Genomic DNA, 21,419 nt, shown 5'->3' with positions numbered 1-21,419 from the left:
CCGATGAACGTCAAACCGGATTTTTCCAAACACGCCAACCAGGCGGCCACGGCGCCGGCCTTTTTGTCGGTCTGGGACATGCACGCCTATTACGGCGAGAGCTACATCGTGCAGGGCATCAGCTTCAACGTGCATGAAGGCGAGATCCTCGCGCTTCTGGGCCGCAACGGGGCCGGGAAAACCTCGACCCTGCGAGCGATTGCACGCCTGTCCGATCCGGAGGTGAAACGCGGGGAGATCTGGCTCGATCACCAGCCGCTGCATAACATGTCCAGCTACCAGGCCTCGCAGGCGGGCCTTGGCCTCGTCCCCGAAGACCGCCGCATCATCGCCGGGCTGACGGTGGAGGAAAACCTCAAGCTGGCACAAATCGCCCCACCCATCGGCTGGTCGCTGGAGCGGGTCTATGACCTCTTCCCGCGCCTGCGCGAACGCCGGACCCAGGAAGGCGTCACGCTGTCGGGCGGCGAGCAGCAGATGCTGGCCATCGCCCGCGCGCTCTGCCGCGACATCAAGGTGCTGCTGCTGGATGAACCCTATGAGGGCCTCGCCCCGGTGATCGTAGATGAAATCGAAAAGACCCTGCGCATCATCAAGGAACAGGGCATCACCACGATCCTGGTGGAGCAAAACGCCGTGCGCGCGCTGCAGCTGGCTGATCGCGCCGTGATCCTCGACACCGGCGGGATCGTCTTTGACGGCACTGCGGCGGAGGTGTTGGAGAACAAGGAATTGCGCGAGGAATACCTCGCCATCTGACGCCGAAATCCGAGCTTAAGACGATGAGACCCCGGTGCATCCGCTGCACCGGGTTTTTTTGCGGCAATTTGACCGATCCAGCGATGAGGCGCACACTTGCCCCCTATTCAACACTTGGGAGCAAGACAATGTTTATTCCTAGTCGATTGATTTTAATGATCTCTTTTCTGTTCACTGCAACACTCTCTGCCTGCGTTCTTTTCACGCAAGACCCCTTCACCACAACGAATTGCGTCGGATTTGACGGGGAGGAATTCGGCGATGCCCCGGATCAAACCCCGACGGGCTATGCGGCACCGGGCGCCGACATCGGTGCCTTCCCCTCGCGGCGCGCCAGCGACGGGCCCCGCGCCCAGGTGCGCTGCCGGTACTGGATCGGCGAATACGTCACGGTCGAGGCGGATTACACCGACCCAAACGATCCCGATCCGATCAACCCCCGGGGGCGACCACCGGGCACAAATGTGCCGAACATCACCACCGACTATGATGACGGGGTGACCTACGACTGGCTGGTTGCGGCACCTTCAGCGCCCGACAGGCTTCCGGCGAAACTCAATTTCCGCATCCAGATCAACAGCATCGGGCAGCATGAGGTGTTCTTCAACGTGCTGGTCGATGCCAACCGGGACGGCGACTGGACGGACGATTCACCCATTCTCGGGCCGGGCGAATGGGCCCTGCGCAACCACCGCGTCAGTGTGCGCGACGGGTTTGTCACCTACGATATGCCGGAGATCGATTTTCCGATTGGCACAAGCGGCATGCCGGAATGCATGTGGGCGCGTGTCACGGTCTCTGATCAGCCGTTGGGCCTGGGTCAGGACATCCCCTGGAGCGGCACTGGCGCCATCGGTGAGGGCGAGATCGAGGATGTCCTTGTCATCGGCGCGAATGGTACAACCTGCACCGTACTGCAGTCTGAAAACTGACCCGACCCGCAGGGCGGCGCGCTACGTGCCGCCCTGTGATTTCAGACGGGCGCGGAGCTCGGTTTTGAGCACCTTGCCGTAATTGTTTTTGGGCAAAGCCTCGATGGGGATATAGGCCTTCGGGCGTTTGAAACGTGCGATGTTGTCCAGACAGAGCGCGTCCAGCCGTGCGGGCTCGACATCGCCCACGATGAAGGCCACAACTTCCTCGCCCCATTCAGGGTGATCCCGCCCCACCACCGAGACCTCCGACACATCCGGATCGCGCAGCAGAACTTCCTCGACCTCACGCGGATAGACGTTCGAACCGCCGGTGATGATCATGTCCTTGGACCGGTCCTGCATCGTGACATAGCCGCCCGCATCCATGAACCCCATGTCGCCCGTCATCAACCAGCCATTGACGAGCGTCCCGGCCGTGGCTTGCGGGTTTTGCCAGTATCCGGGCATGACGGTATCGCCGCGCACCATGATTTCGCCATGGGTTCCGGGGGCCACGGGAACGCCTTTTTCATCTCCAATCTGCACTTCGACGGCGGATTGCGCCCGCCCCACGGACTGGAGTCGGTCCGCCCACCCCGGCGTGCTGCGGTTGGCAACATCTGCGCGGCTGAGCGCGGTGATGCCCATGGGACACTCCCCCTGCCCGTATATTTGCACGAAAATCGGGCCGAAATGGTCCACGGCTTCGATAATGTCCGCGTTGTACATGGGCCCACCCGCATAGACGACCGTGCGCAGGCCAGCCCCATCGCGACCCGTGGCCCTGGCCACATGGGTCATCCGCTGCACCATCGTCGGGGCGGCAAAGATCTGGACGGACCCGAAATGCGCGGCAAGATCGAAGATTTCACCGGGATCGAACCCACCTGATGCCGGACAGACATGCCGCGCCCCCGCCCGGACATGCATCATGTTGTAGATGCCCGCGCCATGGCTCATCGGCGCGGCATAGAGCGTTGTGTCCTCCGGATGCACCGGGTCGGCGTCCTGCGTGTAACACAGGCTCATGGTTGTGAGCATGCGGAAGGTGATCATCACCCCCTTGGGCTTGCCGGTCGTCCCAGAGGTGTAAAAGAGCCAGGCAAGGTCTTCTGCGGACCGGGGCGTGATGGTCTGGATCGGCGCATGGCGCACGACGACGTCAAAGGCCGGACCCGGCGCCTCGGTCATCGGCACGGCAACGCCCGCGTCGCTCAGGCCCTCGCGCAAATCGGGCGAGACAAAGACATGCGCGGCGCCTGCATCCTCAAGAATATAGGCCGCCTCCCGCCCGTGCAGCTTGGCGTTGATCGGCACGACCACGGCGCCCAGCGACCAGATCCCGTAGAAGACCACCAGATAGTCGGGCACGTTCTTCATGAAAATCGCGACACGGTTCCCCGGCCGCACACCCTGCGATTGCAGCCACCCCGCCACCGCGCGGGCCTGCGCAAAAAACACGCCATAGGTCGCGACCTGCTGCCTGCCTAGGAACAACGCCGGACGGTCCGGCATCGCCGTCGCGCTGCGTTCAAGCCAATGTGCCAGATTCATCAAACAACCCTCCCTCGCGGCCCAATCTACGCGCCCCGGACACCGCTGCAAGAGGCGGGTTTTCATGGCTCTGACCTTCCCCTATAACGGGGATGCAGGAACAAGGGCCGCGCAAAACAAGGCTCCCCCGAACGGTCGAGGACTTACATGACAAAAAAGAACCATGACGCCGATGTGGCCTTTATTCAGGCCCTGGCCGAATTGCTGCGGGAAAACGATCTGACAGAGCTGCAGGTCAAACGGGACTATGGCGCCGATGACAGCCTGAACGTGCGCGTCAGCCGCCATCTGCAACAGGCACAACCGGTGGTGAGCCAGATTGCGGCTCCGGCCCCAGCGGCCACCGCCCCGGAGGCATCCGCACCGGCCGCAAGCGCGCCCGCCGCCGAAGGCGGGGAAGACCCGGCCAACCACCCCGGCGCGGTCACCTCACCCATGGTCGGCACGGTCTACATGCAGGCGGAACCCGGTGCGCCAGCCTTCATCTCGGTCGGGGCCAGCGTGGACGAAGGCGACACCCTGCTGATCGTCGAGGCGATGAAAACCATGAACCACATCCCCGCCCCCCGGGCCGGGACCGTCAAGCGTATCATCGTCGAGGATGGTGCGGCGGTGGAATTCGGCACGCCGCTTGTGATCCTTGAATAAGGGGCGCGGGACATGTTCGAAAAAATCCTGATAGCCAACCGCGGCGAGATCGCGCTGCGCGTCGTGCGTGCCGCCCGCGAGATGGGCATTGCCACGGTCGCCGTGCATTCCACCGCTGACAGCGACGCGATGCATGTGCGCATGGCAGATGAAAGCGTCTGCATCGGCCCGCCCTCGGGCGCGCAAAGCTACCTCTCGGTACCTGCCATCATCGCGGCCTGCGAGGTGACCGGGGCCGAAGCCATTCACCCCGGCTACGGCTTTCTGTCGGAAAACGCGGGCTTCGTGCAGGTGGTCGAGGATCATGACCTGACCTTCATCGGCCCCACGGCGGAACATATCCGCATCATGGGCGACAAGATCACCGCCAAGGATACCATGAAGAAGCTCGGCGTTCCTTGCGTGCCCGGTTCCGATGGCGGCGTCGCGACGCTGGAAGAAGCCAAACGCCTCGGCGAGGACATGGGTTACCCGGTGATCATCAAGGCCACGGCAGGCGGCGGTGGCCGCGGCATGAAGGTGGCGCAGAACGCGGGGGAAATGGAAAAAGCCTTTCTGACCGCCCGGGCCGAAGGCAAATCCAACTTTGGCAATGATGAAGTCTATATCGAGAAATACCTGACCACGCCGCGCCACATCGAGATCCAGGTCTTCGGCGACGGCAAGGGCCGCGCCGTGCATCTGGGCGAGCGCGATTGCTCCCTGCAACGCCGCCACCAGAAGGTGTTTGAAGAGGCCCCCGGCCCCGCGATTTCCGCCGAAGAACGCGCGGCTATCGGTAAAACCTGCGCCGATGCCGTGGCGCGGATCAACTACACCGGCGCGGGCACCATCGAGTTCCTCTATGAGAACGGCGAGTTCTATTTCATCGAGATGAACACCCGCCTGCAGGTGGAACATCCCGTCACAGAAGCCATCTTTGGCGTCGATCTGGTGCGCGAACAAATCCGCGTGGCCTCTGGCATGGAGATGTCGTTCCAGCAGGAAGACCTGACCATCAACGGCCATTCCATCGAAGTGCGGATCAACGCCGAAAAACTGCCGAACTTCGCGCCCTGCCCGGGGCGGATCACGCAGTATCACGCGCCCGGCGGTCTGGGGGTGCGGATGGACTCGGCGCTCTATGACGGCTATTCGATCCCGCCCTATTACGACAGCCTGATTGGCAAGCTGATCGTGCACGGGCGCGACCGGCCCGAAGCACTGGCCCGTCTGAACCGCGCTCTGGGCGAGTTGATCGTCGATGGCGTGGACACCACGGTGCCGCTCTTTCATGCGCTGTTGCAGGAAGAGGACGTGCTCACGGGCAACTACAACATCCACTGGCTGGAGCATTGGCTGGAAACCAATCTCGGCGACGGCTGACGCTGAGCGGTGCGCCTGACCCCGGATGTCTTGATGCAGGCCTACGCCTCGGGGATTTTCCCCATGGCCGAACATCGCGACGATCCGGAGATTTTCTGGGTGGACCCGCAGCGCCGGGGCGTGATGCCGCTGGATGGCTTTCACGCCTCGCGGTCGCTGCGCCGCGCCATGCGCAACACGCGCTTCGAGATCAGCATCAACCAGGATTTCGCGGGCGTCGTCGAAGGCTGCGCGGATCGCGCGGACACCTGGATCAATGCGGAAATCCGGCGCCTTTACATGGCCTTGCACGAGGGCGGCCAAGCCCATGCGCTGGAGGTCTGGGAGGGCGGGACGCTTGTGGGCGGTGTCTATGGCGTCACGCTGGGCGCGGCGTTCTTTGGGGAAAGCATGTTTTCGCGCCGCACCAACGCGTCGAAGATCGCCCTGGCCTGTTTGGTCGACCGGCTCAACGACGGCGGGTTCATGCTGTTTGATACCCAATTCCTGACGGAGCACCTGGCCTCTCTGGGCGGGCGTGAAATCTCACGCGCGGCCTACCATGCGGCCCTCGCGGCGGCGCGTGATGTGCCGGCCAGTTTTACCCTGCCGCCACTCCGCAGCCCTCAGGAGGTGGTGCAGCGCATCACCCAGAGGTCATAGCGCGCGTGATCCATGGCCGACAGCGCCGGTGCCGATGCGATCATCCATCCTGAAAAGACGGTGGACCCCTGCACCCGATCCGCGATCTCCAACGCGGCAAAGGCGTCGCCCGAGGGGTTGCCAACCGGGAAGCGGCAGGAATTCAACGTGATCCGGAGTTGTTCGAAAACCGCCGTCTGACCGGCTTTCATCTCGATGTCGTAAACCTGTCCACTGATCTTATCGAGGCCACGCAGGATGGCCCCTTCGGCTTCGGTCACCTGCTGGGCGCCCGCCCCGCTCGCCATCACCCCGATCAGCAGCGCGGCCCGCCAGATCATTCAGACGAACCACTCACGAATTTCAAGAGCAACGAGACAAGGCTCACCGCGCCCTGCGTGTCCGTGATCGTGTCGCCGGCCTCAAAGTAGAACGGCGAGCCGCCCGGCACGATTTCCACGAAGTTCCCGCCCAGCAGCCCTTCGGAGGAAATCACGATGGCGCTGTCATCGGGGATTTCGATGCCCTGCTGCACGGAGACGGTGGTATCGGCGCGGTAGGTCTCGGGGTTGAGATCAACCGCCGCGACGGTGCCCACGCGCACGCCCGCGAGGCGCACATCCGTGCCCACGCTGACCCCTTCGAGGCTGCGGAAACTGGCCTCCAACGGATAGGTCGTTGCCGAGCCGGTAAAGCCCGACACCTGGCTTGCATAGATGACAAACCCGACAGCGGCGGCCAAAACCCCCGCGCCGATGATGACTTCGGTGGTGTTTTCAGACATTTAAATCATTACTCCGGCGACCAGGCCTCATAATCGCTGCGCGGTTCAGGATCCGCCCGACGGATGGATCCTTTTGGCGCATAGGCGAGTGCGGTGCCTGTCAGATTTTCCTGATGCGGTTTTTCCCATGACTTGCGCGGCAAGGGCGCCTCTGTCGGGGCCGCTTCCCATGTGCGGTGCAACCAGCCGTGCCACTCCGGGTCGATACGGCTGGCCTCGGCCTCTCCGTTGTAAATCACCCAGCGACGGCTTTTATCCTTGTTTTCATAGAAAATATTGCCCTGACTGTCCTCGCCGACCTTGATGCCCTTGCGCCAGGTCCAAAGCTGCGTGTTCAGCGTCTGGCCATTCCACCAGGTCACTGCGCGCAAGATAGAAGTCAGAAGTCCCATGAAATGCCTCCGGTCGCACTGTCGTCTCAACGTATGGCCGATTGCGTGCGAAACGTCCAGATGGATGCGTCGCGTGAAACGGCTTTCACCCGCCTATTCCGGCAGGAGCGCTGTCACCTCGATCTCGATGCGGAATTTCGGGTCGATCAGACCACATTCGATCATGGTCGCCGCCGGAGGATTCGCACCAAAGGCCTCCGATAGCAGGGGCCAACAGGGGGCGAAGTCAGCAGCATCAGGCAGCATATAGGTGACACGCACCACATTTGCAAAACTGGCACCAGCAGTTTGCAAAGCTGTCTCGATGATTTGCAAAGCCGATTTGCATTGTTGCAAAACCGTGTCGCCTTGCCCGGTTGTTCCCGCGACATGTACCCAGCCGCCCGCTACAACCGCACGGCAATAGCCGATTTTTTCTTCGTACTCGCCACCTGATTTGATGCGCTGAATCGCCATACTCCTACTCCCACTGTGTATCGATTGGATCTCTTCGCTACGCCCGCTGTTTGGCCGCCCGCCTGGACGACATATTGCGGCTCACGCATATATTTCCGCGTTAGATATGCACGCTCCGCGCAAAAAAGGCAGGCCCAAAAGACCTGCCTTGAGAGACATCCGGCAGCGTGATCAGCCCGCGCTGGCCGGTTCTTTCTCTGCGTCCGCGTGGATCATCAGCGGTGCTGCCTCAGAGACCACCGCCTCTTCGTTCACCACAACTTCGGTGACGCTCTCCAACCCGGGCAGGTCGAACATCGTGTCGAGCAGAATGTCTTCCAGAATGGACCGCAGACCCCGGGCACCGGTTTTGCGCTCAATCGCGCGCTTGGCAATCGCCGAAAGCGCATCTTCGGTGAAGGAAAGCGTGGTGTCTTCCAGTTCGAAGAGACGTTGATACTGCTTGACCAGCGCGTTCTTGGGCTGGGTCAGGATGGTCACCAGCGCGTCTTCGTCCAGATCTTCCAGCGTCGCCAGAACAGGCAGACGACCGACGAATTCAGGGATGAGACCGAATTTCAGCAGATCCTCGGGTTCGAGATCGGTGAAAATCTCACCCACCCCGCGCTCGTCGTTGTCGCGCACGTCAGCACCGAACCCCATGGCCGAGCCCTTGCCGCGCGCCGCGATGATCTTGTCGAGGCCCGCGAACGCACCGCCACAAATGAAGAGGATGTTCGTGGTATCCACCTGCAGGAATTCCTGCTGCGGATGCTTGCGCCCGCCCTGCGGCGGTACGGAGGCCACGGTGCCCTCCATCAGCTTCAACAGCGCCTGTTGCACCCCCTCGCCCGACACATCGCGGGTGATCGAGGGGTTTTCGGACTTGCGCGTGATCTTGTCGACCTCGTCGATGTAGACGATGCCGCGCTGCGCCCGTTCGACGTTGTATTCCGAGGCCTGCAACAGCTTGAGAATGATATTCTCGACATCCTCGCCCACATAACCGGCCTCGGTCAGCGTGGTCGCATCAGCCATGGTGAACGGCACGTCGAGAATGCGCGCCAGTGTCTGGGCCAGCAGCGTCTTGCCGCAACCCGTGGGGCCGATCAGCAGGATGTTGGATTTCGCCAACTCGATGTCGCCGCCCTTCTGGGCGTGGTTTAACCGCTTGTAGTGGTTGTGCACCGCAACCGAGAGCACCCGCTTGGCCATCGCCTGCCCGATCACGTAATCATCGAGCACCTCGCAGATGTCCTTGGGTGTCGGCACCCCATCCGTGGCCTTGAGACCGGAGGCTTTTGTCTCCTCGCGGATGATATCCATGCAGAGCTCAACGCATTCATCGCAGATGAAAACGGTTGGCCCGGCGATCAGCTTACGCACCTCATGCTGGCTCTTGCCGCAGAAGCTGCAATAAAGGGTGTTCTTGCTGTCGCCCGTTGAATTCGTAGCCATGTCAACCCTTCCAGGTCTTGCGTGTGTCCGGCAGCACGCGGCGTGTAACGCGTGCTGCGTTGTCTTTATGGCAGCTTAGGCCAGCGCTGGCAGGTCCACAATCGCTAAATGGTAAACTGACTGTGCGTCCGGCGTGACGTTTAGCTGTCGTCCTCATCCTTGTTGCGGCTCTCGACGATCTCGTCGATGAGACCCCATTTTTTCGCCTCCTCCGGCGACATGAAATTGTCACGCTCCAGCGCTTCTTCAACCTTTTTAAGGGTTTGCCCGGTATGCTTCACGTAGATTTCATTCAGACGCGTCTTGAGCTTTTGGGTTTCCTGCGCGTGGATCATGATGTCTGTCGCCTGACCCTGATAGCCGCCCGAGGGCTGGTGCACCATCACGCGGGAGTTCGGCAAAGAGAACCGCATGCCGGCCTCACCTGCTGTCAAAAGCAGCGATCCCATGGAGGCTGCCTGCCCGATGACCAATGTGGAAACCTTGGGCTTGATATATTGCATGGTGTCGTAGATCGACAGACCGCTGGTGACCACGCCGCCCGGCGAATTGATGTACATGCTGATTTCCTTCGACGGATTTTCCGCCTCAAGATGCAGCAGCTGGGCCACGATCAGCGACGACATCCCGTCGTGCACGGGGCCTGAGAGGAAGATGATCCGCTCTTTCAGAAGGCGCGAGAAGATATCATATGCACGCTCGCCCCGGCTGGTCTGCTCCACCACCATGGGCACAAGCGTATTCATATAGGTGTCGATGGGATCTTTCATGTGGGAATGCCTGTCAGTTGGTGTTCGAGGGACCATACCCGACGAACCGTTACGCAAAGCTTAGTGTCGGTGTCGGGGGGCTGCAAGGGGGGCCGTTGCAATCTTGACGCGAAGGATTGATCTGCGGGCGGGCGCGACTACGTCCCCCCGGATGACCGCTTCTGTTGCCTTCCCCCCCACGCGCACCGCAGCGCTGGAAAGACTGGCCGACTTCCTGCCGCGCGCCGGGCAGCAATATGCCGCGCGACGCAACTATGATCTGGGCCCCGGGCGGCATGCGGGGGTCTCGACATTGTCACCCTACCTGCGCTGTCGGCTGATCACCGAAGCGGAGGTTTTGCAGGCGGTGCTGGCGCGGCATTCGGCAAGGGCGGCGGAGAAATTCGTGCAGGAGGTCTTCTGGCGGACCTATTGGAAAGGGTGGCTGGAATTGCGCCCCGGGATCTGGGCACAGTATCAACAGGACTTGAGGCAGCAGATCGACGAGTTGCAGACCCAGTCCGGCCTGCGGACGCGGTGGGAAGCGGCCTGCACCGGCCAGACCGGGTTTGCATGTTTCGATTTCTGGGCGCGGGAGCTGGTGGAGACGGGCTATCTGCACAACCACGCGCGGATGTGGTTTGCATCGATCTGGATTTTCACGCTGGAGCTGCCGTGGCAGCTGGGCGCGGAATTCTTTTTGCGGCATCTGCTGGATGGCGATCCGGCGTCCAACACGCTGGGCTGGCGCTGGGTGGCCGGGGTACAGACCATCGGCAAGACGTATCTCGCGCGGGCCGACAACATCGCCAAATACACCGAAGGGCGGTTTCGCCCGACCGGGCTGGCCTCCACCGCCGTGCCGCGCGCGGCAACGCCCGTGCCTGCCCCGCGCGGCCTGCCCGCCCAAGACCCCGTCGATCTCGGCCTGCGCACGGGCGTCTTGCTGCATGCCGATGACCTCAGCCCGGGATTTCTTCTGGAGCAGCTGTCTCCGGTGGCCAGCGCCGTGGTGGCGCCGGCGAACGGGGTCAGCCCGCTGATGCCCGCTCCGCACGTCGCGGCCTTCCGGGCGCAGGCGGCAGAGGATGCCTGCGCGCGCTGGTCCGGCAAGCTGGGGGTTCTGTCCCAGCCGCTGGGTGATGTCGCCGGCGTGCTCGACTGGGCGCGGCGTGAGAACCTGCAACAGATTGTCACCGCCTATGCGCCCGTGGGGCCGGTGGCCGATGTGGTGGCACAGGTGCAGAAGCATCCGGAGGCGCCACCGCTGGTGCGTCTGCAGCGCGCTTTTGACGCGGCGGCCTGGCCTTTGGCCACCAAGGGGTTTTTTCCGTTCAAAAAGCATATCCCGGCGCTGATTTCCCGGCTCGGTTGATTTCTCGCGAGGGTTGCTGTTAACCTTTTTGCCGGGGACCTCAAAAACAGCAGTGATCCGTCATAAGGGCGTTACAAGCGCCGGGCAGATCGAATGAGACAGTGCGCGGCATAGGATTCGATGCCGCGCCCCACAATAACGCCACCGACAGAGGAAGCACATGAACCGCAAAGATATCATCAATGACCCGGAGCACGGAAACAAAGCGGAAGCCTATGAGGCCTACGACGACATTCCGACAAACCCAAATCTGAGCCGCACGATCGGCGATGTGATCAACAGCCGCTATGGCCGCCGCGACATGCTCAAGGGCATGCTGGGCGTGTCTGCGACAACCGCGCTCTTTGGGACGTCAGCGATGATTGCGCCGCGGCAGGCGACCGCCGCAGGCCATGCCACGGGCCGCTACAACTTCGAAGAGCTGACTTGGGGCAACGACGAAAAGCATCATATCGCCGAAGGGTACAACGCCGATATCCTGCTGCGCTGGGGCGATCCGATCACCGCCGATGCGCCCGAGTTCGACGTGATGAACCAGACCGCCGAGGCGCAATTGCAGCAGTTCGGCTACAACAACGACTACGTGGGCTTTACCGCGCTGAATGACGAAGGCACGCGCGGGCTGCTCTGCGTCAACCACGAGTACACCAACGAAGAGGTCATGTTCCCCGGTCTCGGCCGTCAGGACCGCGATGGGTTCACCGGCATGACCAAGGAATTGGTCGACATCGAGATGGCCGCGCACGGCGGCTCGGTAGTCGAGATTGCGCAGGGTGACGACGGCAAATGGGCACTGGTGCGTGACAGCGCATACAACCGCCGGATCACGCCGCTGAATACCGAGATGACCATCGACGGCCCCGCCGCCGGTCACACCCGGATGAAGACCAACGCGGACCCCGAAGGCATGACGGTGATTGGCACGGTGAACAACTGTGCGGGCGGAATGACGCCCTGGGGGACCTATCTGATGGCCGAGGAGAACTTCCACGGCTATTTCTGGACCGATGTGGTGGACGGCGAGGACAAGCCGGACATTTCCGCCCAGCCGGAAGCCGCCAATATGAAGCGTTACGGCGTGCCGGGCCGCTGGTACGCATGGGGCCAGTACCACGACCGCTGGAACATCGACAAGGAACCGAATGAGCCCAACCGCTGGGGCTGGATTGTCGAGGTCGACCCGCGCAACCCCGATGCGGCACCGATCAAACACACGGCGCTTGGCCGCTTCCGTCACGAAGGCGCGGAAACCACCATTTCGTCAAGCGGCAAGCTGGTGATCTACTCGGGCGACGACAACCGCTTTGACTACCAATACAAATACGTCTCTGGCGGCACGGTGACGGATGAAAACGCTGTGTTCGGCAGCCCGCTGATGTCCGACGGCACGCTATACGTGGCACGGTTCGACGCGGATGGCACCGTGGCATGGCTGCCTCTGGTGCATGGGGAAGGCCCGTTGACGGCGGAGAACGGGTTCAACAGCCAGGCGGATGTGATGATCGACACCCGCATTGCCGCCGACCTGTTGGGTGCGACGCCGATGGACCGCCCCGAGGACGCGCAGCCGGGCCCGAACGGCACCGCCTATATCATGCTGACCAACAACACCCGTCGGACAGCCGATCAGGTGAACGCGGCCAACCCGCGGCCCGAGTCCTCCTTTGGTCACATCATCGAGATCAAAGAGGACGGCGGAGACCACGCGGCCACCACGGGCACCTGGTCGATCCTGGTGAAATGCGGCGATCCGACCATCGAAGAGGTCGGCGCACAGTGGAACCCGGAAACCTCCGAAAACGGCTGGTTCGGGTCCCCCGACAACTGCGCGTTCGACGCGGATGGCCGTCTCTGGATCTCGACCGATCAGGGCTCCGGCTGGGGCAAGACCGGCAAATCCGACGGGTTGTATTCGCTGGAGACGGACGGAGACCTGCGCGGGCACTCCAAGCTCTTCTTCCGCTGCCCTGTGGGGGGCGAGCTCTGCGGTCCCTACTTCCACGACAGCGGCGAGACGCTGTTCCTCGCGGTTCAGCACCCCGGCACGGACGGGACCAAGGACTTCAAAGGCTTCGAACGGAATTCCACGTTTGAGGATCCAGCGACACGCTGGCCCGACTTCGACCCATCCATGCCGCCGCGTCCGTCGGTTGTCGTGGTGACCAAACAGGGTGGCGGTAAAATCGCCATCTAACGATTGTTAAAGTCATTTCAGACAATGTAAGGCCCCGCAGTCCCCCCGCGGGGCCTTTATTCTGTCGCGGCTCTTCGGCGGACGCGGCACGTTCACATTAATTAATACCTGTAAGAAATTGATAATAATATATATTTTCCCTTCATCTTACCAACTTCCGTCCGAAGGTTTCGTTCCACTAGCCCTATCATTGTGCCCGCGCACCGATCACTCTTGGCCCTGCACAATTGATAAGCGCCCGGCGATCCTCTGAAAGGCTGCCCGCCAAGGGTGGCAGCGCCAAATCATGCCTTGGAAAAGCGGTAGCCACGATGAAAGACGATGGCGGGCCTGTCACAGGCGGCTCGTTGTTGCATGTTCCGTTGGAAATCGGTGACCTTAGGGTCGTTTTCAGGGTCACCCGCCCGCACGGCAAAAAAACCGATACCCCGGAGCGCGGCACCCTTCGCGCAACCCTTGTGTCACCGTGGGTTCAAATGGTTCTGGGAAATCAGGTGATGCGGACGCTGACCCGCGTGGTCTCTGCCCTTGCAGGTTGTAGGGCCGAGGCTCAGACGCCCAGAAACTGATCGGCCACCGCAGGGGTGATCTCAGCCATCGCCCCGGACCAGACCGTCGCCCCGCGCTCCAGGATCACCGCGCTGTCGGCCACCTGATGCAACTCGGCCAGCGACTTATCGACCAAAAGGATCGCCATGCCAGTGCCCGATTTCAGCTGCCGCACAGCCGCCCAGATTTCCTGCCGCACGACGGGCGCGAGCCCTTCCGTCGCCTCATCCAGCAACAAAAGCCGCGGGTTCGTCATCAGCGCGCGACCAATGGACAGCATCTGCTGCTCTCCGCCCGAGAGCGAAGCGGCGGACTGGTCTTGACGCTCCGCCAGACGCGGGAACAGGCGGGCGACCTGATCAAAATCCCAATGCCCTGGACGTGCCGCCGCAATCAGGTTTTCGCGCACGGTGAGGTTGGGAAAGCAGCGCCGCCCCTCGGGCACCAACCCCAGACCTGCGCGCGCCGCCTTATGCGGGGGCACCGCCGCCATGTCCCGCCCGTCGAAGGCCAGATGCCCGGCGCTGTGTTTCAGCAGGCGGCAGATCACCTTGATGGTGGAGGATTTGCCCATGCCGTTGCGGCCCATGAGCGCGCAAACCTCGCCTTCGGCCAATGACAGGTTGACGCCAAAAAGCGCCTGCGACGGGCCATAAAAAGCTTCGACCCCATCCAGCGTGAGGAAACTCATGCGGCCTCCTCCTCGCCCAGATAGGCCTCGCGCACGGCGGGGTCGGACTTGATTTCTTCCGCCGTGCCGGTGGCGATGACCTTGCCGTAGACCAGCACCGAGATGCGATCCGCAAGCGCAAAGACCGCGTCCATGTCGTGTTCGACCAGCAGGATCGGCGCCTCGCTGCGCAGCCCATCCAGAAATCCCGTCAGCCGCTTTGATCCGCTGGCCCCCAGCCCGGCCATCGGCTCATCCATCAGGAACACGCGCGGCTGCAGGGTCAATGCCACGGCCACCTCCAGCAGGCGGCGCTGCCCGTGGCTGAGATCGGCGGTGCGTTTGGCGGCATGTTCCACCAGCCCGACCCGTTCCAGCGCGGCCATCGCCGCCGCGCGCAGCTTAGCATTCCGCATGACCGGGGTGAAAAACCGCCAGACCGCACCGCTGTGCCCCACCGCGCCCAGAACCGCGTTTTGCAGGACGGTGTATTCCATCGCCAAAGAGGAGATCTGGAAAGTGCGGCCCAGCCCGGCGCGCGCGCGGGCCACGGTGCTGAGCCCGGTGACATTGCGCCCGTCAAACCAGATTTCACCGGAATTGGGCTGCAGCCCGCCCGCCACCTGCTTGATCAGGGTCGATTTCCCCGCGCCATTGGGCCCGATCAGGGCGTGAATTTCGCCGGGGTGTAAGGTGAGTGAGACATCATCCGTGGCCGTGAGTGCGCCAAAGGATTTGTTGAGGGATTTGATCTGCAGCAGCGGCTCAGTCATGGGCTACCTCCCGTCCGGCCAGCGACCCGATCATGCCGCCGCGCGCAAAGAGCACGACCAGCAGCAGCAATATGCCCAGGTAGACGTGCCAGAAATCGCTCAGGCCCCCCAAAACATGTTCCAGCAGGATGAAGAGCGCCGCCCCCGCAACGGGGCCAAAGAGCCGCCCCACACCGCCGAGAATGACGAAAATCATGATCTCACCCGACATCTGCCAGCTGAGCATCGTCGGGCTGACAAATCGGTTGAGATCGGCAAAGAGCGCGCCCGCAAGGGCCGTGATTGCGCCTGAGATCACAAAGGCCAGCAGGCGCAGCCTGTAGGGCGACAGGCCAACCGTTTCCACCCGCTCGGGGTTCTGACGCGCGGCGGACAGCGCCAGCCCAAAGGGCGCGGCCGCAAGCCTGCCCGCGCAGAAAAGCACAAGGGCCAGCAGGGCAAAGCACAGCGCAAAGAATTGGATCGGATCGAGCGTGTTCAGCCCCGGGAACCCGTTGCGGACATAGATCGACAACCCGTCTTCCCCCCCATAAGCGGGCCAGCTGATCGCGAAGTAATAGAGCATCTGGCCAAAGGCGAGCGTGATCATGATGAAATAGACGCCGGAGGTGCGCAGGCTGAGCGCGCCAATCAGCAGCGCGGCGCATGCGCCTGCGATCACCGCCACCAGCCAGATCACCGGCATGGATTTGGTGCCGTCGAGGAGGAAGGGCGCCTCCATCAACGGGGTGAAGGTCTGGGCATGGTGCGCAAGGATGCCCATGGCATAACCGCCGATGCCGAAAAACGCGGCATGACCAAGGCTGACCAGACCGCCGAGACCGAGTGCGATGTTGAGGCCGACGCCCGCAAGCGCGAGGATTGCCACCTTGGTGGCGAGCGTGATGATAAAGGGTTCATCGAGCAGCAGTGCCGCCAGCGCGGTGATCGGCAACATCAGAAAGAGGGCCGTGTTGAGGAGGGTGGCGCGGGACATCTCAGGCGCTCCCGTACAGGCCGGTGGGTTTGAAGAGCAGCACCCCCGCCATCAGAATGTAGATCGACATCGATGCCAGAGAGGAGCCGACGGCAGTAGCCGCCGATGGTTCCATGAAGGTGCCGAAAAAGCCCGGCAGCAGCACGCCGCCCAATGTGTCGGTGAGCCCCACCAGCAAGGCGCCTACCAGCGCGCCCTTGATGGAGCCGATGCCGCCGATGACGATCACCACAAAGGCGAGGATCAGCACCGGCTCTCCCATGCCCACCTGCACCGACTGGATCGCCCCCACCAGGGCTCCGGCCAGACCGGCAAGGGCCGCGCCGAGGGCAAAGACCAGCGTGTAGAGTTTGGAGATATCGACGCCAAGTGCTGCGATCATCTCGCGGTCGCTCTCACCCGCGCGGATCTGAATACCTATGCGGGTGCGCGCGATGAGCTGGAACAGCCCAAAGGCGACCAGAAGCCCGATGGCGATGATCAGCAGGCGGTAAGCGGGATATTGAATGCCGCCGGGCAGCGTCACCGGACCGGCAAGCAAATCGGGGATGTCGAGAAAAAGCGGAAAGGACCCGAAAACCCAGCGCGTGCCTTCGGAAAAGATCAGGATCAGCGCAAAGGTGGCGAGCACCTGATCAAGGTGGTCGCGGTCATAGAGCCTGCGGATCACCACAAGTTCAATGATCGCCCCGGCAGCCGCGGCGGCGATCAGGCTGGCGATGAGGGCCAGCACAAACGACCCGGTGGCCCCAGCCACGGCTGCGGCTGCAAAGGCGCCCACCATGTAAAGCGAACCATGCGCGAGGTTGATCAGCCCCATGACGCCAAAGATCAAAGTCAGCCCCGCGGCCATGAGGAACAGCATTACACCGAATTGCAGCCCGTTCAGGACCTGCTCGATCAGCAGCAGCGTGCTCATGCGAGCGGACGCCCGGCGTCGCGGAAAATCTGCGCCGCTGCCGAGATCAGGGAGGCGTTGTCGCCGGCGGGCGTGCCATCGGGGAGGTGGTCGCAATCCTCAAAACCGATCCGTGAGGAGAGACCCTCTTGCGCCGCACGGCGCAAGCAGGGCCAGGCAGAAACCCCCTCGCCATGTAGCAGGACAGCTTCGGTCCGGCCCGCAGTGCTGAGCCGGGCGCGGATACGGTCGATTTCCAAATCCACGTCCCCCGCGTCCGGCATTTCGATCAGGATCCGGGTTTGTGGCGGCAGGTCCAGCGCGCAGAAACGCGCGGCATCCGCGTCGCTCCAGATCCCGGCCTCCACCCCGATCCCACAACGGGTCGTCAGCGCCATGACCTCCGGCGCATCGGGCTCGTTGAGATTGACCGACACGTAATCCGGCGGCGACCGCCACCCCGCCAGGTCGTCCATGCGCCCCTTTGGACCCGGCGCAATCCAGGTGCCGGTACCGATGCCGACAGACATATCCGGCGCGGCCTTCCGGCAGGCGGCAATGGCGGCATCGGTCGGACCCTGCTGCAGCGTTTCCGCCCCATCCGCATCACGAGGATGCACATGCAGGTGGCGCACCCCCAGATCGCGGGCGACAGCCGCATCCGCCGCCAGCGCGGCAGGCGTGACCGGCACGCCCGCCCCGCTGGCATTTCCGTTCAGGCAGGCTTGCAGCATCGCTCAGTAGCTGCACTCGGCGGCGTAGGCATCGACGTGGTCGGTCAGGCTGGCAGAGATGATTTTGTTGGTGAAGACATCGCCCTCCTTAATCACCTCGCGCACGTAGTAGTCCTGCACCGGGTGCTGGTTGGTGCCGAAGGTGAAGTCGCCGCGCACAGAATCGAATTCCGCTGCCGCCAGGGCCGCGCGGAAGGCATCGGCGTCTTTCACATCCGCCTTGTCCATGGCGCTGAGAATGAGGTTCGCCGCGTCATACCCCTGGCTGGCGTAGAGCGAGGGCAGCCGACCATATTCGGCCTGAAATGCATCGACAAAGGCCGCGTTGGCCGGGCTGTCGAGATCCTTGTTCCACTGGCTGGTGTTCTTCACGCCAAGGGCTGCATTGCCCACCGCCTGCAGGATACCCTGGTCAAAGCTGAAGGCGGGGCCGACAACCGGCAGGTCCACGCCGGAGCCCGCATATTGCTTGAGGAAGGAGATGCCCATGCCACCCGGCAGGAAGAAGAACACGCTATCCGCCCCGGAGGCCCGGATCTGCGCGATCTCGGCGGCATAATCGGTCTGGCCCAGCTTGGTGTAGATCTCGCCCGCCAGTTCGCCGCCATACATGCGCTTGTATCCGGTCAGCGCGTCCTGCCCCGCGGGGTAGTTCGGCGCCAGAATGAAGCTGTTGGTGTAGCCTGCGTCATTGGCGTAGGCCCCCGCTGCCTCATGCAGGTTGTCGTTCTGCCAGGCCACGTTGAAATAGAGCGGGTGACACCCCTTGCCCGCCAGCGCCGAAGGCCCCGCATTGGGTGAGATGTAGAACTTGCCCTGCGCGGTGGCCGCTGGCACCACGGCCATGGCGAGGTTAGACCAGATGATGCCGGTCATGATGTCCACCTTCTCGGACTGGATCATCTTGTCGGCCAGTTGCACGGCGATCTCGGGCTTGCGCTGGTCGTCTTCGATCACGACCTCCAGCTTGTCGTTGCCCGCCATCTTGGCCGCCAGCATGAACCCGTCCCGCACGTCGATGCCGAGGCCCGCGCCCCCGCCCGACAGCGTGGTGATCATGCCGACCTTGACCTTGCCCGCATGTCCATCCGCAAAACCGGCGCTGGCCAATGCTGTCAGCCCCGCCGCGAGGATCAGTGATTTGAATTGCATCTATACACTCCCGTTTATTGAAGGGCCTCTTGGCGTGCCCTATTGCATGTCGATGTGCCGGACTGTGGAACATCACAGGCGGATTTGTCCATCGGGCAGATGCAGAAGCGACCGTAAAAACAGGCGCACCCGCTGCCACCTTGCGAAAAGGCTAAGCGGGGCGCGCATTTATTTCAAGAACAAATATTTCAACCTTGAAGTAGTTTTGGCCAGGCTGATCAATTCTGAGGCGTTTGGTGTCCCCTGCCTTGGAAGACACCGATTGATCCAAACAGCATCTTGCCCCGTGCGCGAAGAGTACGGGGCAAGATTAGCTTTGGGCCTTAGATACCTGTCTTAAAGCGATTTTTCAAAGTTCAGTTGATCGGAGACAGGAGCGCAGGGTTCACAACCAGATTGCGGACACCATGGGCGTGATCCTCGTCAAAGACATTGTCGGCAAGCCATGCCTCGACCGAGCGGATCGATACCTTGGCCACCTCGGGCCGCACGCTCCACGTCACCTGCAACGGGGAACCCGCCTCGTTGAAGCTGGGGCCGGTGGTCGAACCCGGATACAGGATCGGCGTGCCGGTGTCGGTGGGAATGCCCGGCGCCTGATGCAGGCCATCCACAACCTCGACCCGCGCGGCTTGGGTGAAATCGAGCGCGGCATCATCGTTCACCAGAACAAAGACCTGCGCTTCGACCCGCAGTTGGGGGTTGGCAATCGCCTCGCTGAGGCAGGCCCCAAGGGTCGGCCCCGGGGTCACCTGCGCGGTCGTGTGCACGTAATGCAACTCGATGGTGTCACCGGGCTGCAGGTCGCCGTATTTACCCGCCCCGACAGTGCCGTCGTAGGGCGCCAGTTCCGCCTCCGTCAGGGTGCCGTCATATTTGAACCCGGTGCCCGCGCCCTTGCCATCGCCGTTGCCCGCATAGGTCGTGAACTGGCCGCCCTTATGCTCGGCGTTTTCGTGAAAATGGATGTTGCAGAGGTTCATCTCCGTATGCGCCGGGGCCTTGGCGAACACACGGGTATTGTCGCCCGTCACAACGCTGAGGTCACGCGGGGATTGTGGCCCGAAACCCGCCCCTTCTGTGGCCGCCGCGAGGGCTGCCCGTTGTGCTGCGATGTCTTCGTCGGTCGCCTCGGCGGCGATGGCGGCGCCGGCGGTGATCGCCGACAGGGACAGGGCAAGGGTGAGCGCAGATTTCATATAATTCCTCCTGTTGGATTGATGGCGTGAGCCCGATGCAACCTCTGATATAGGAAGCGCGTGCCGCCCGAATAAGGGCCGCCGATGTCAAATCCGCTGCCCCGCGCACAGGGTGGTCCCGCAGGCCTGATGGCCCGCGCCCGGACCTGCCGCAGCCTCAGCGAATGCGGGCTTCGGTCTTGGCGTCAAAGACCATGGCGCGGCGGGTCTCGAAGGTCACGTCGACGGTATCGCCCTCGCTCGCGCGTTCGTCTCCGCGCTCCTCTACGATGATCCGCTCGCCCGTGGGCGTGTCGAGGTGCAGATAGCTGACCCCTCCGAGCGCTTCGGAGAGTTCTGCCTTTAAAGCGCCCTGCCCCATCTGCACCTCAAGATGCTCGGGCCGAACGCCCAGCGTCACGGCGGTGCCGACAGCAGGCAGATTGGCCTCGACCGCAACGGTACGGCCCAATCCAGGCACTTCGACACCGCCTTCAACCACGGTGCCATTCAGGAAATTCATCGCGGGCGAGCCTATGAATCCGGCCACGAATTTATTGTCGGGGTTCCGGTAGAGCTCCAGTGGCGCGCCCACCTGCTCGATCTTGCCCAGCCGCAGCACCACGATCTTGTCGGCCAGCGTCATCGCCTCGACCTGATCGTGGGTCACGTAGATCATCGTGGCGCCGATTTCCTTGTGCAGACGGGCGATTTCCACCCGCATTTCGACCCGCAGCTCGGCATCAAGGTTCGAGAGCGGCTCGTCAAAGAGGAACACTTCCGGCCCGCGTACGATGGCCCGGCCAATCGCCACACGCTGGCGCTGACCACCGGAGAGGGCCTTGGGCTTGCGATCCAGATACTGGTCGAGCTTCAGGATATCGGAGGCCTTCTGCACCTTGTCGTCGATCTCGGCCTTGGGCACGCCGTTCATCTTCAGCCCGAACCCCATGTTGTCCTTGACCGACATATGCGGATAAAGCGCGTAGGTCTGGAACACCATGGCCACGCCCCGCTCTGACGGGTCCATATGGGTGACCTCGCGCGGGCCGATGTGCATCTTGCCCTCGGTGGTCTCCTCCAGACCCGCGATCATCCGCAGCAGGGTGGATTTGCCACAACCCGAGGGACCCACAAAGACGCAGAATTCGCCATCCTCGATCTGCAGATCGATGCCATGAATCACCTGCACGTCGCCGTAACGTTTGATGGCCTGGTTCAGCGTAACACCTGTCATAATC

At 62.6% G+C, this 21,419-nt stretch carries 22 protein-coding genes; 7 read left to right on the top strand and 15 right to left on the bottom strand.

The genetic code is table 11. The features are described 5' to 3' along the window. Nucleotides 1–3: 3 nt before the first annotated feature. Both ISX84_RS04060 and ISX84_RS04055 read left to right on the top strand, forming a co-directional pair. Entirely contained in the window at nt 4–759 is a 756-nt protein-coding gene (locus ISX84_RS04060) for an ABC transporter ATP-binding protein (protein WP_195819027.1), read from the top strand. 155 nt (nt 760–914) lie between these two features. Next, nucleotides 915–1,691, top strand: a complete 777-nt coding sequence (locus ISX84_RS04055) for a hypothetical protein (RefSeq protein ID WP_195819026.1) — start codon at nt 915–917, stop codon at nt 1,689–1,691. Nucleotides 1,692–1,712: 21 nt separating this feature from the next. On the opposite strand, the gene ISX84_RS04050 is transcribed toward ISX84_RS04055, so the two are convergent. Continuing rightward, the gene (locus ISX84_RS04050) at nt 1,713–3,227 is read right to left on the bottom strand and encodes a class I adenylate-forming enzyme family protein (RefSeq protein ID WP_195819025.1); all 1,515 of its coding nucleotides are present in this window, start codon (nt 3,225–3,227) and stop codon (nt 1,713–1,715) included. A gap of 147 nt (nt 3,228–3,374) precedes the next feature. Between ISX84_RS04050 and accB the strand changes: the two genes are divergently transcribed. The 3 genes from accB to aat are packed head-to-tail and all read left to right on the top strand — an operon-like array spanning nt 3,375 to nt 5,882. Further along, nucleotides 3,375–3,875, top strand: a complete 501-nt coding sequence (gene accB, locus ISX84_RS04045) for an acetyl-CoA carboxylase biotin carboxyl carrier protein (protein ID WP_195819024.1) — start codon at nt 3,375–3,377, stop codon at nt 3,873–3,875. A 12-nt stretch (nt 3,876–3,887) separates the two neighbouring features. After that, complete coding sequence (gene accC, locus ISX84_RS04040; protein ID WP_195819023.1) at nt 3,888–5,240, top strand: acetyl-CoA carboxylase biotin carboxylase subunit; 1,353 nt, start codon at nt 3,888–3,890, stop codon at nt 5,238–5,240. A 9-nt stretch (nt 5,241–5,249) separates the two neighbouring features. Then, nucleotides 5,250–5,882 carry a leucyl/phenylalanyl-tRNA--protein transferase gene (gene aat / locus ISX84_RS04035; protein ID WP_195819022.1) on the top strand — a complete coding sequence of 211 codons (633 nt, stop codon included), beginning with the start codon at nt 5,250–5,252 and terminating at the stop codon, nt 5,880–5,882. On the opposite strand, the gene ISX84_RS04030 is transcribed toward aat, so the two are convergent. From ISX84_RS04030 to ISX84_RS04005, 6 genes are all read right to left on the bottom strand, one after another. Next, entirely contained in the window at nt 5,846–6,202 is a 357-nt protein-coding gene (locus ISX84_RS04030; protein ID WP_195819021.1) for a DUF2155 domain-containing protein, read from the bottom strand. The genes aat and ISX84_RS04030 overlap by 37 nt on opposite strands. Then, nucleotides 6,199–6,645, bottom strand: a complete 447-nt coding sequence (gene mlaD, locus ISX84_RS04025) for an outer membrane lipid asymmetry maintenance protein MlaD (protein ID WP_195819020.1) — start codon at nt 6,643–6,645, stop codon at nt 6,199–6,201. The genes ISX84_RS04030 and mlaD overlap by 4 nt, the downstream gene beginning before the upstream one ends. A gap of 8 nt (nt 6,646–6,653) precedes the next feature. Then, nucleotides 6,654–7,037, bottom strand: coding sequence for an NADH:ubiquinone oxidoreductase subunit NDUFA12 (locus tag ISX84_RS04020; RefSeq protein WP_195819019.1), 384 nt, complete (start codon nt 7,035–7,037; stop codon nt 6,654–6,656). Nucleotides 7,038–7,130: 93 nt separating this feature from the next. Next, a complete protein-coding gene (locus ISX84_RS04015) occupies nt 7,131–7,493 on the bottom strand; it encodes a RidA family protein (protein ID WP_195819018.1) in 363 nt (120 codons plus the stop codon). Between the two features lie 171 nt (nt 7,494–7,664). Continuing rightward, a complete protein-coding gene (gene clpX, locus ISX84_RS04010) occupies nt 7,665–8,930 on the bottom strand; it encodes an ATP-dependent Clp protease ATP-binding subunit ClpX (RefSeq protein WP_195819017.1) in 1,266 nt (421 codons plus the stop codon). A gap of 140 nt (nt 8,931–9,070) precedes the next feature. Beyond that, complete coding sequence (locus ISX84_RS04005) at nt 9,071–9,700, bottom strand: ATP-dependent Clp protease proteolytic subunit (RefSeq protein WP_195819016.1); 630 nt, start codon at nt 9,698–9,700, stop codon at nt 9,071–9,073. 151 nt (nt 9,701–9,851) lie between these two features. Here ISX84_RS04005 and ISX84_RS04000 point away from each other — a divergent pair, with 151 nt between their 5' ends. After that, nucleotides 9,852–11,054: an FAD-binding domain-containing protein gene (locus ISX84_RS04000; protein WP_195819015.1), complete on the top strand. Its 1,203-nt coding sequence runs from the start codon at nt 9,852–9,854 to the stop codon at nt 11,052–11,054. Nucleotides 11,055–11,214: 160 nt separating this feature from the next. Then, nucleotides 11,215–13,248: a PhoX family protein gene (locus ISX84_RS03995; RefSeq protein WP_195819014.1), complete on the top strand. Its 2,034-nt coding sequence runs from the start codon at nt 11,215–11,217 to the stop codon at nt 13,246–13,248. 550 nt (nt 13,249–13,798) lie between these two features. Here ISX84_RS03995 and ISX84_RS03990 read toward each other — a convergent pair. The 8 genes from ISX84_RS03990 to ISX84_RS03955 all read right to left on the bottom strand — a co-directional run bounded on the left by ISX84_RS03990 (nt 13,799) and on the right by ISX84_RS03955 (nt 21,415). Beyond that, nucleotides 13,799–14,488, bottom strand: a complete 690-nt coding sequence (locus tag ISX84_RS03990) for an ABC transporter ATP-binding protein (protein ID WP_195819013.1) — start codon at nt 14,486–14,488, stop codon at nt 13,799–13,801. Then, nucleotides 14,485–15,240: an ABC transporter ATP-binding protein gene (locus tag ISX84_RS03985; RefSeq protein WP_195819012.1), complete on the bottom strand. Its 756-nt coding sequence runs from the start codon at nt 15,238–15,240 to the stop codon at nt 14,485–14,487. Before ISX84_RS03985 ends, ISX84_RS03990 begins: the two co-directional genes overlap by 4 nt. Then, nucleotides 15,233–16,216 (bottom strand): branched-chain amino acid ABC transporter permease, encoded by a 984-nt coding sequence (locus ISX84_RS03980; RefSeq protein WP_195819011.1) that lies wholly within the window; start codon nt 16,214–16,216, stop codon nt 15,233–15,235. Before ISX84_RS03980 ends, ISX84_RS03985 begins: the two co-directional genes overlap by 8 nt. Before the next feature lies 1 nt (nt 16,217). Then, nucleotides 16,218–17,135, bottom strand: coding sequence for a branched-chain amino acid ABC transporter permease (locus ISX84_RS03975; protein WP_195819010.1), 918 nt, complete (start codon nt 17,133–17,135; stop codon nt 16,218–16,220). Further along, a complete protein-coding gene (locus tag ISX84_RS03970) occupies nt 17,132–17,848 on the bottom strand; it encodes a 3-keto-5-aminohexanoate cleavage protein (protein ID WP_195819009.1) in 717 nt (238 codons plus the stop codon). Before ISX84_RS03970 ends, ISX84_RS03975 begins: the two co-directional genes overlap by 4 nt. Before the next feature lie 3 nt (nt 17,849–17,851). Continuing rightward, entirely contained in the window at nt 17,852–19,000 is a 1,149-nt protein-coding gene (locus ISX84_RS03965; RefSeq protein WP_195819008.1) for an ABC transporter substrate-binding protein, read from the bottom strand. A 356-nt stretch (nt 19,001–19,356) separates the two neighbouring features. Beyond that, nucleotides 19,357–20,199, bottom strand: a complete 843-nt coding sequence (locus tag ISX84_RS03960; protein ID WP_195819007.1) for a delta-class carbonic anhydrase — start codon at nt 20,197–20,199, stop codon at nt 19,357–19,359. 157 nt (nt 20,200–20,356) lie between these two features. Beyond that, the gene (locus ISX84_RS03955) at nt 20,357–21,415 is read right to left on the bottom strand and encodes an ABC transporter ATP-binding protein (RefSeq protein WP_195819006.1); all 1,059 of its coding nucleotides are present in this window, start codon (nt 21,413–21,415) and stop codon (nt 20,357–20,359) included. Nucleotides 21,416–21,419 lie beyond the last annotated feature (4 nt).

This window comes from Roseobacter sp. MH60115 (assembly GCF_015644665.1).
In the GTDB taxonomy this organism is placed as follows: Bacteria; Pseudomonadota; Alphaproteobacteria; order Rhodobacterales; family Rhodobacteraceae; genus Roseobacter.
This window is presented reverse-complemented; position numbering and strand designations above follow the sequence as displayed.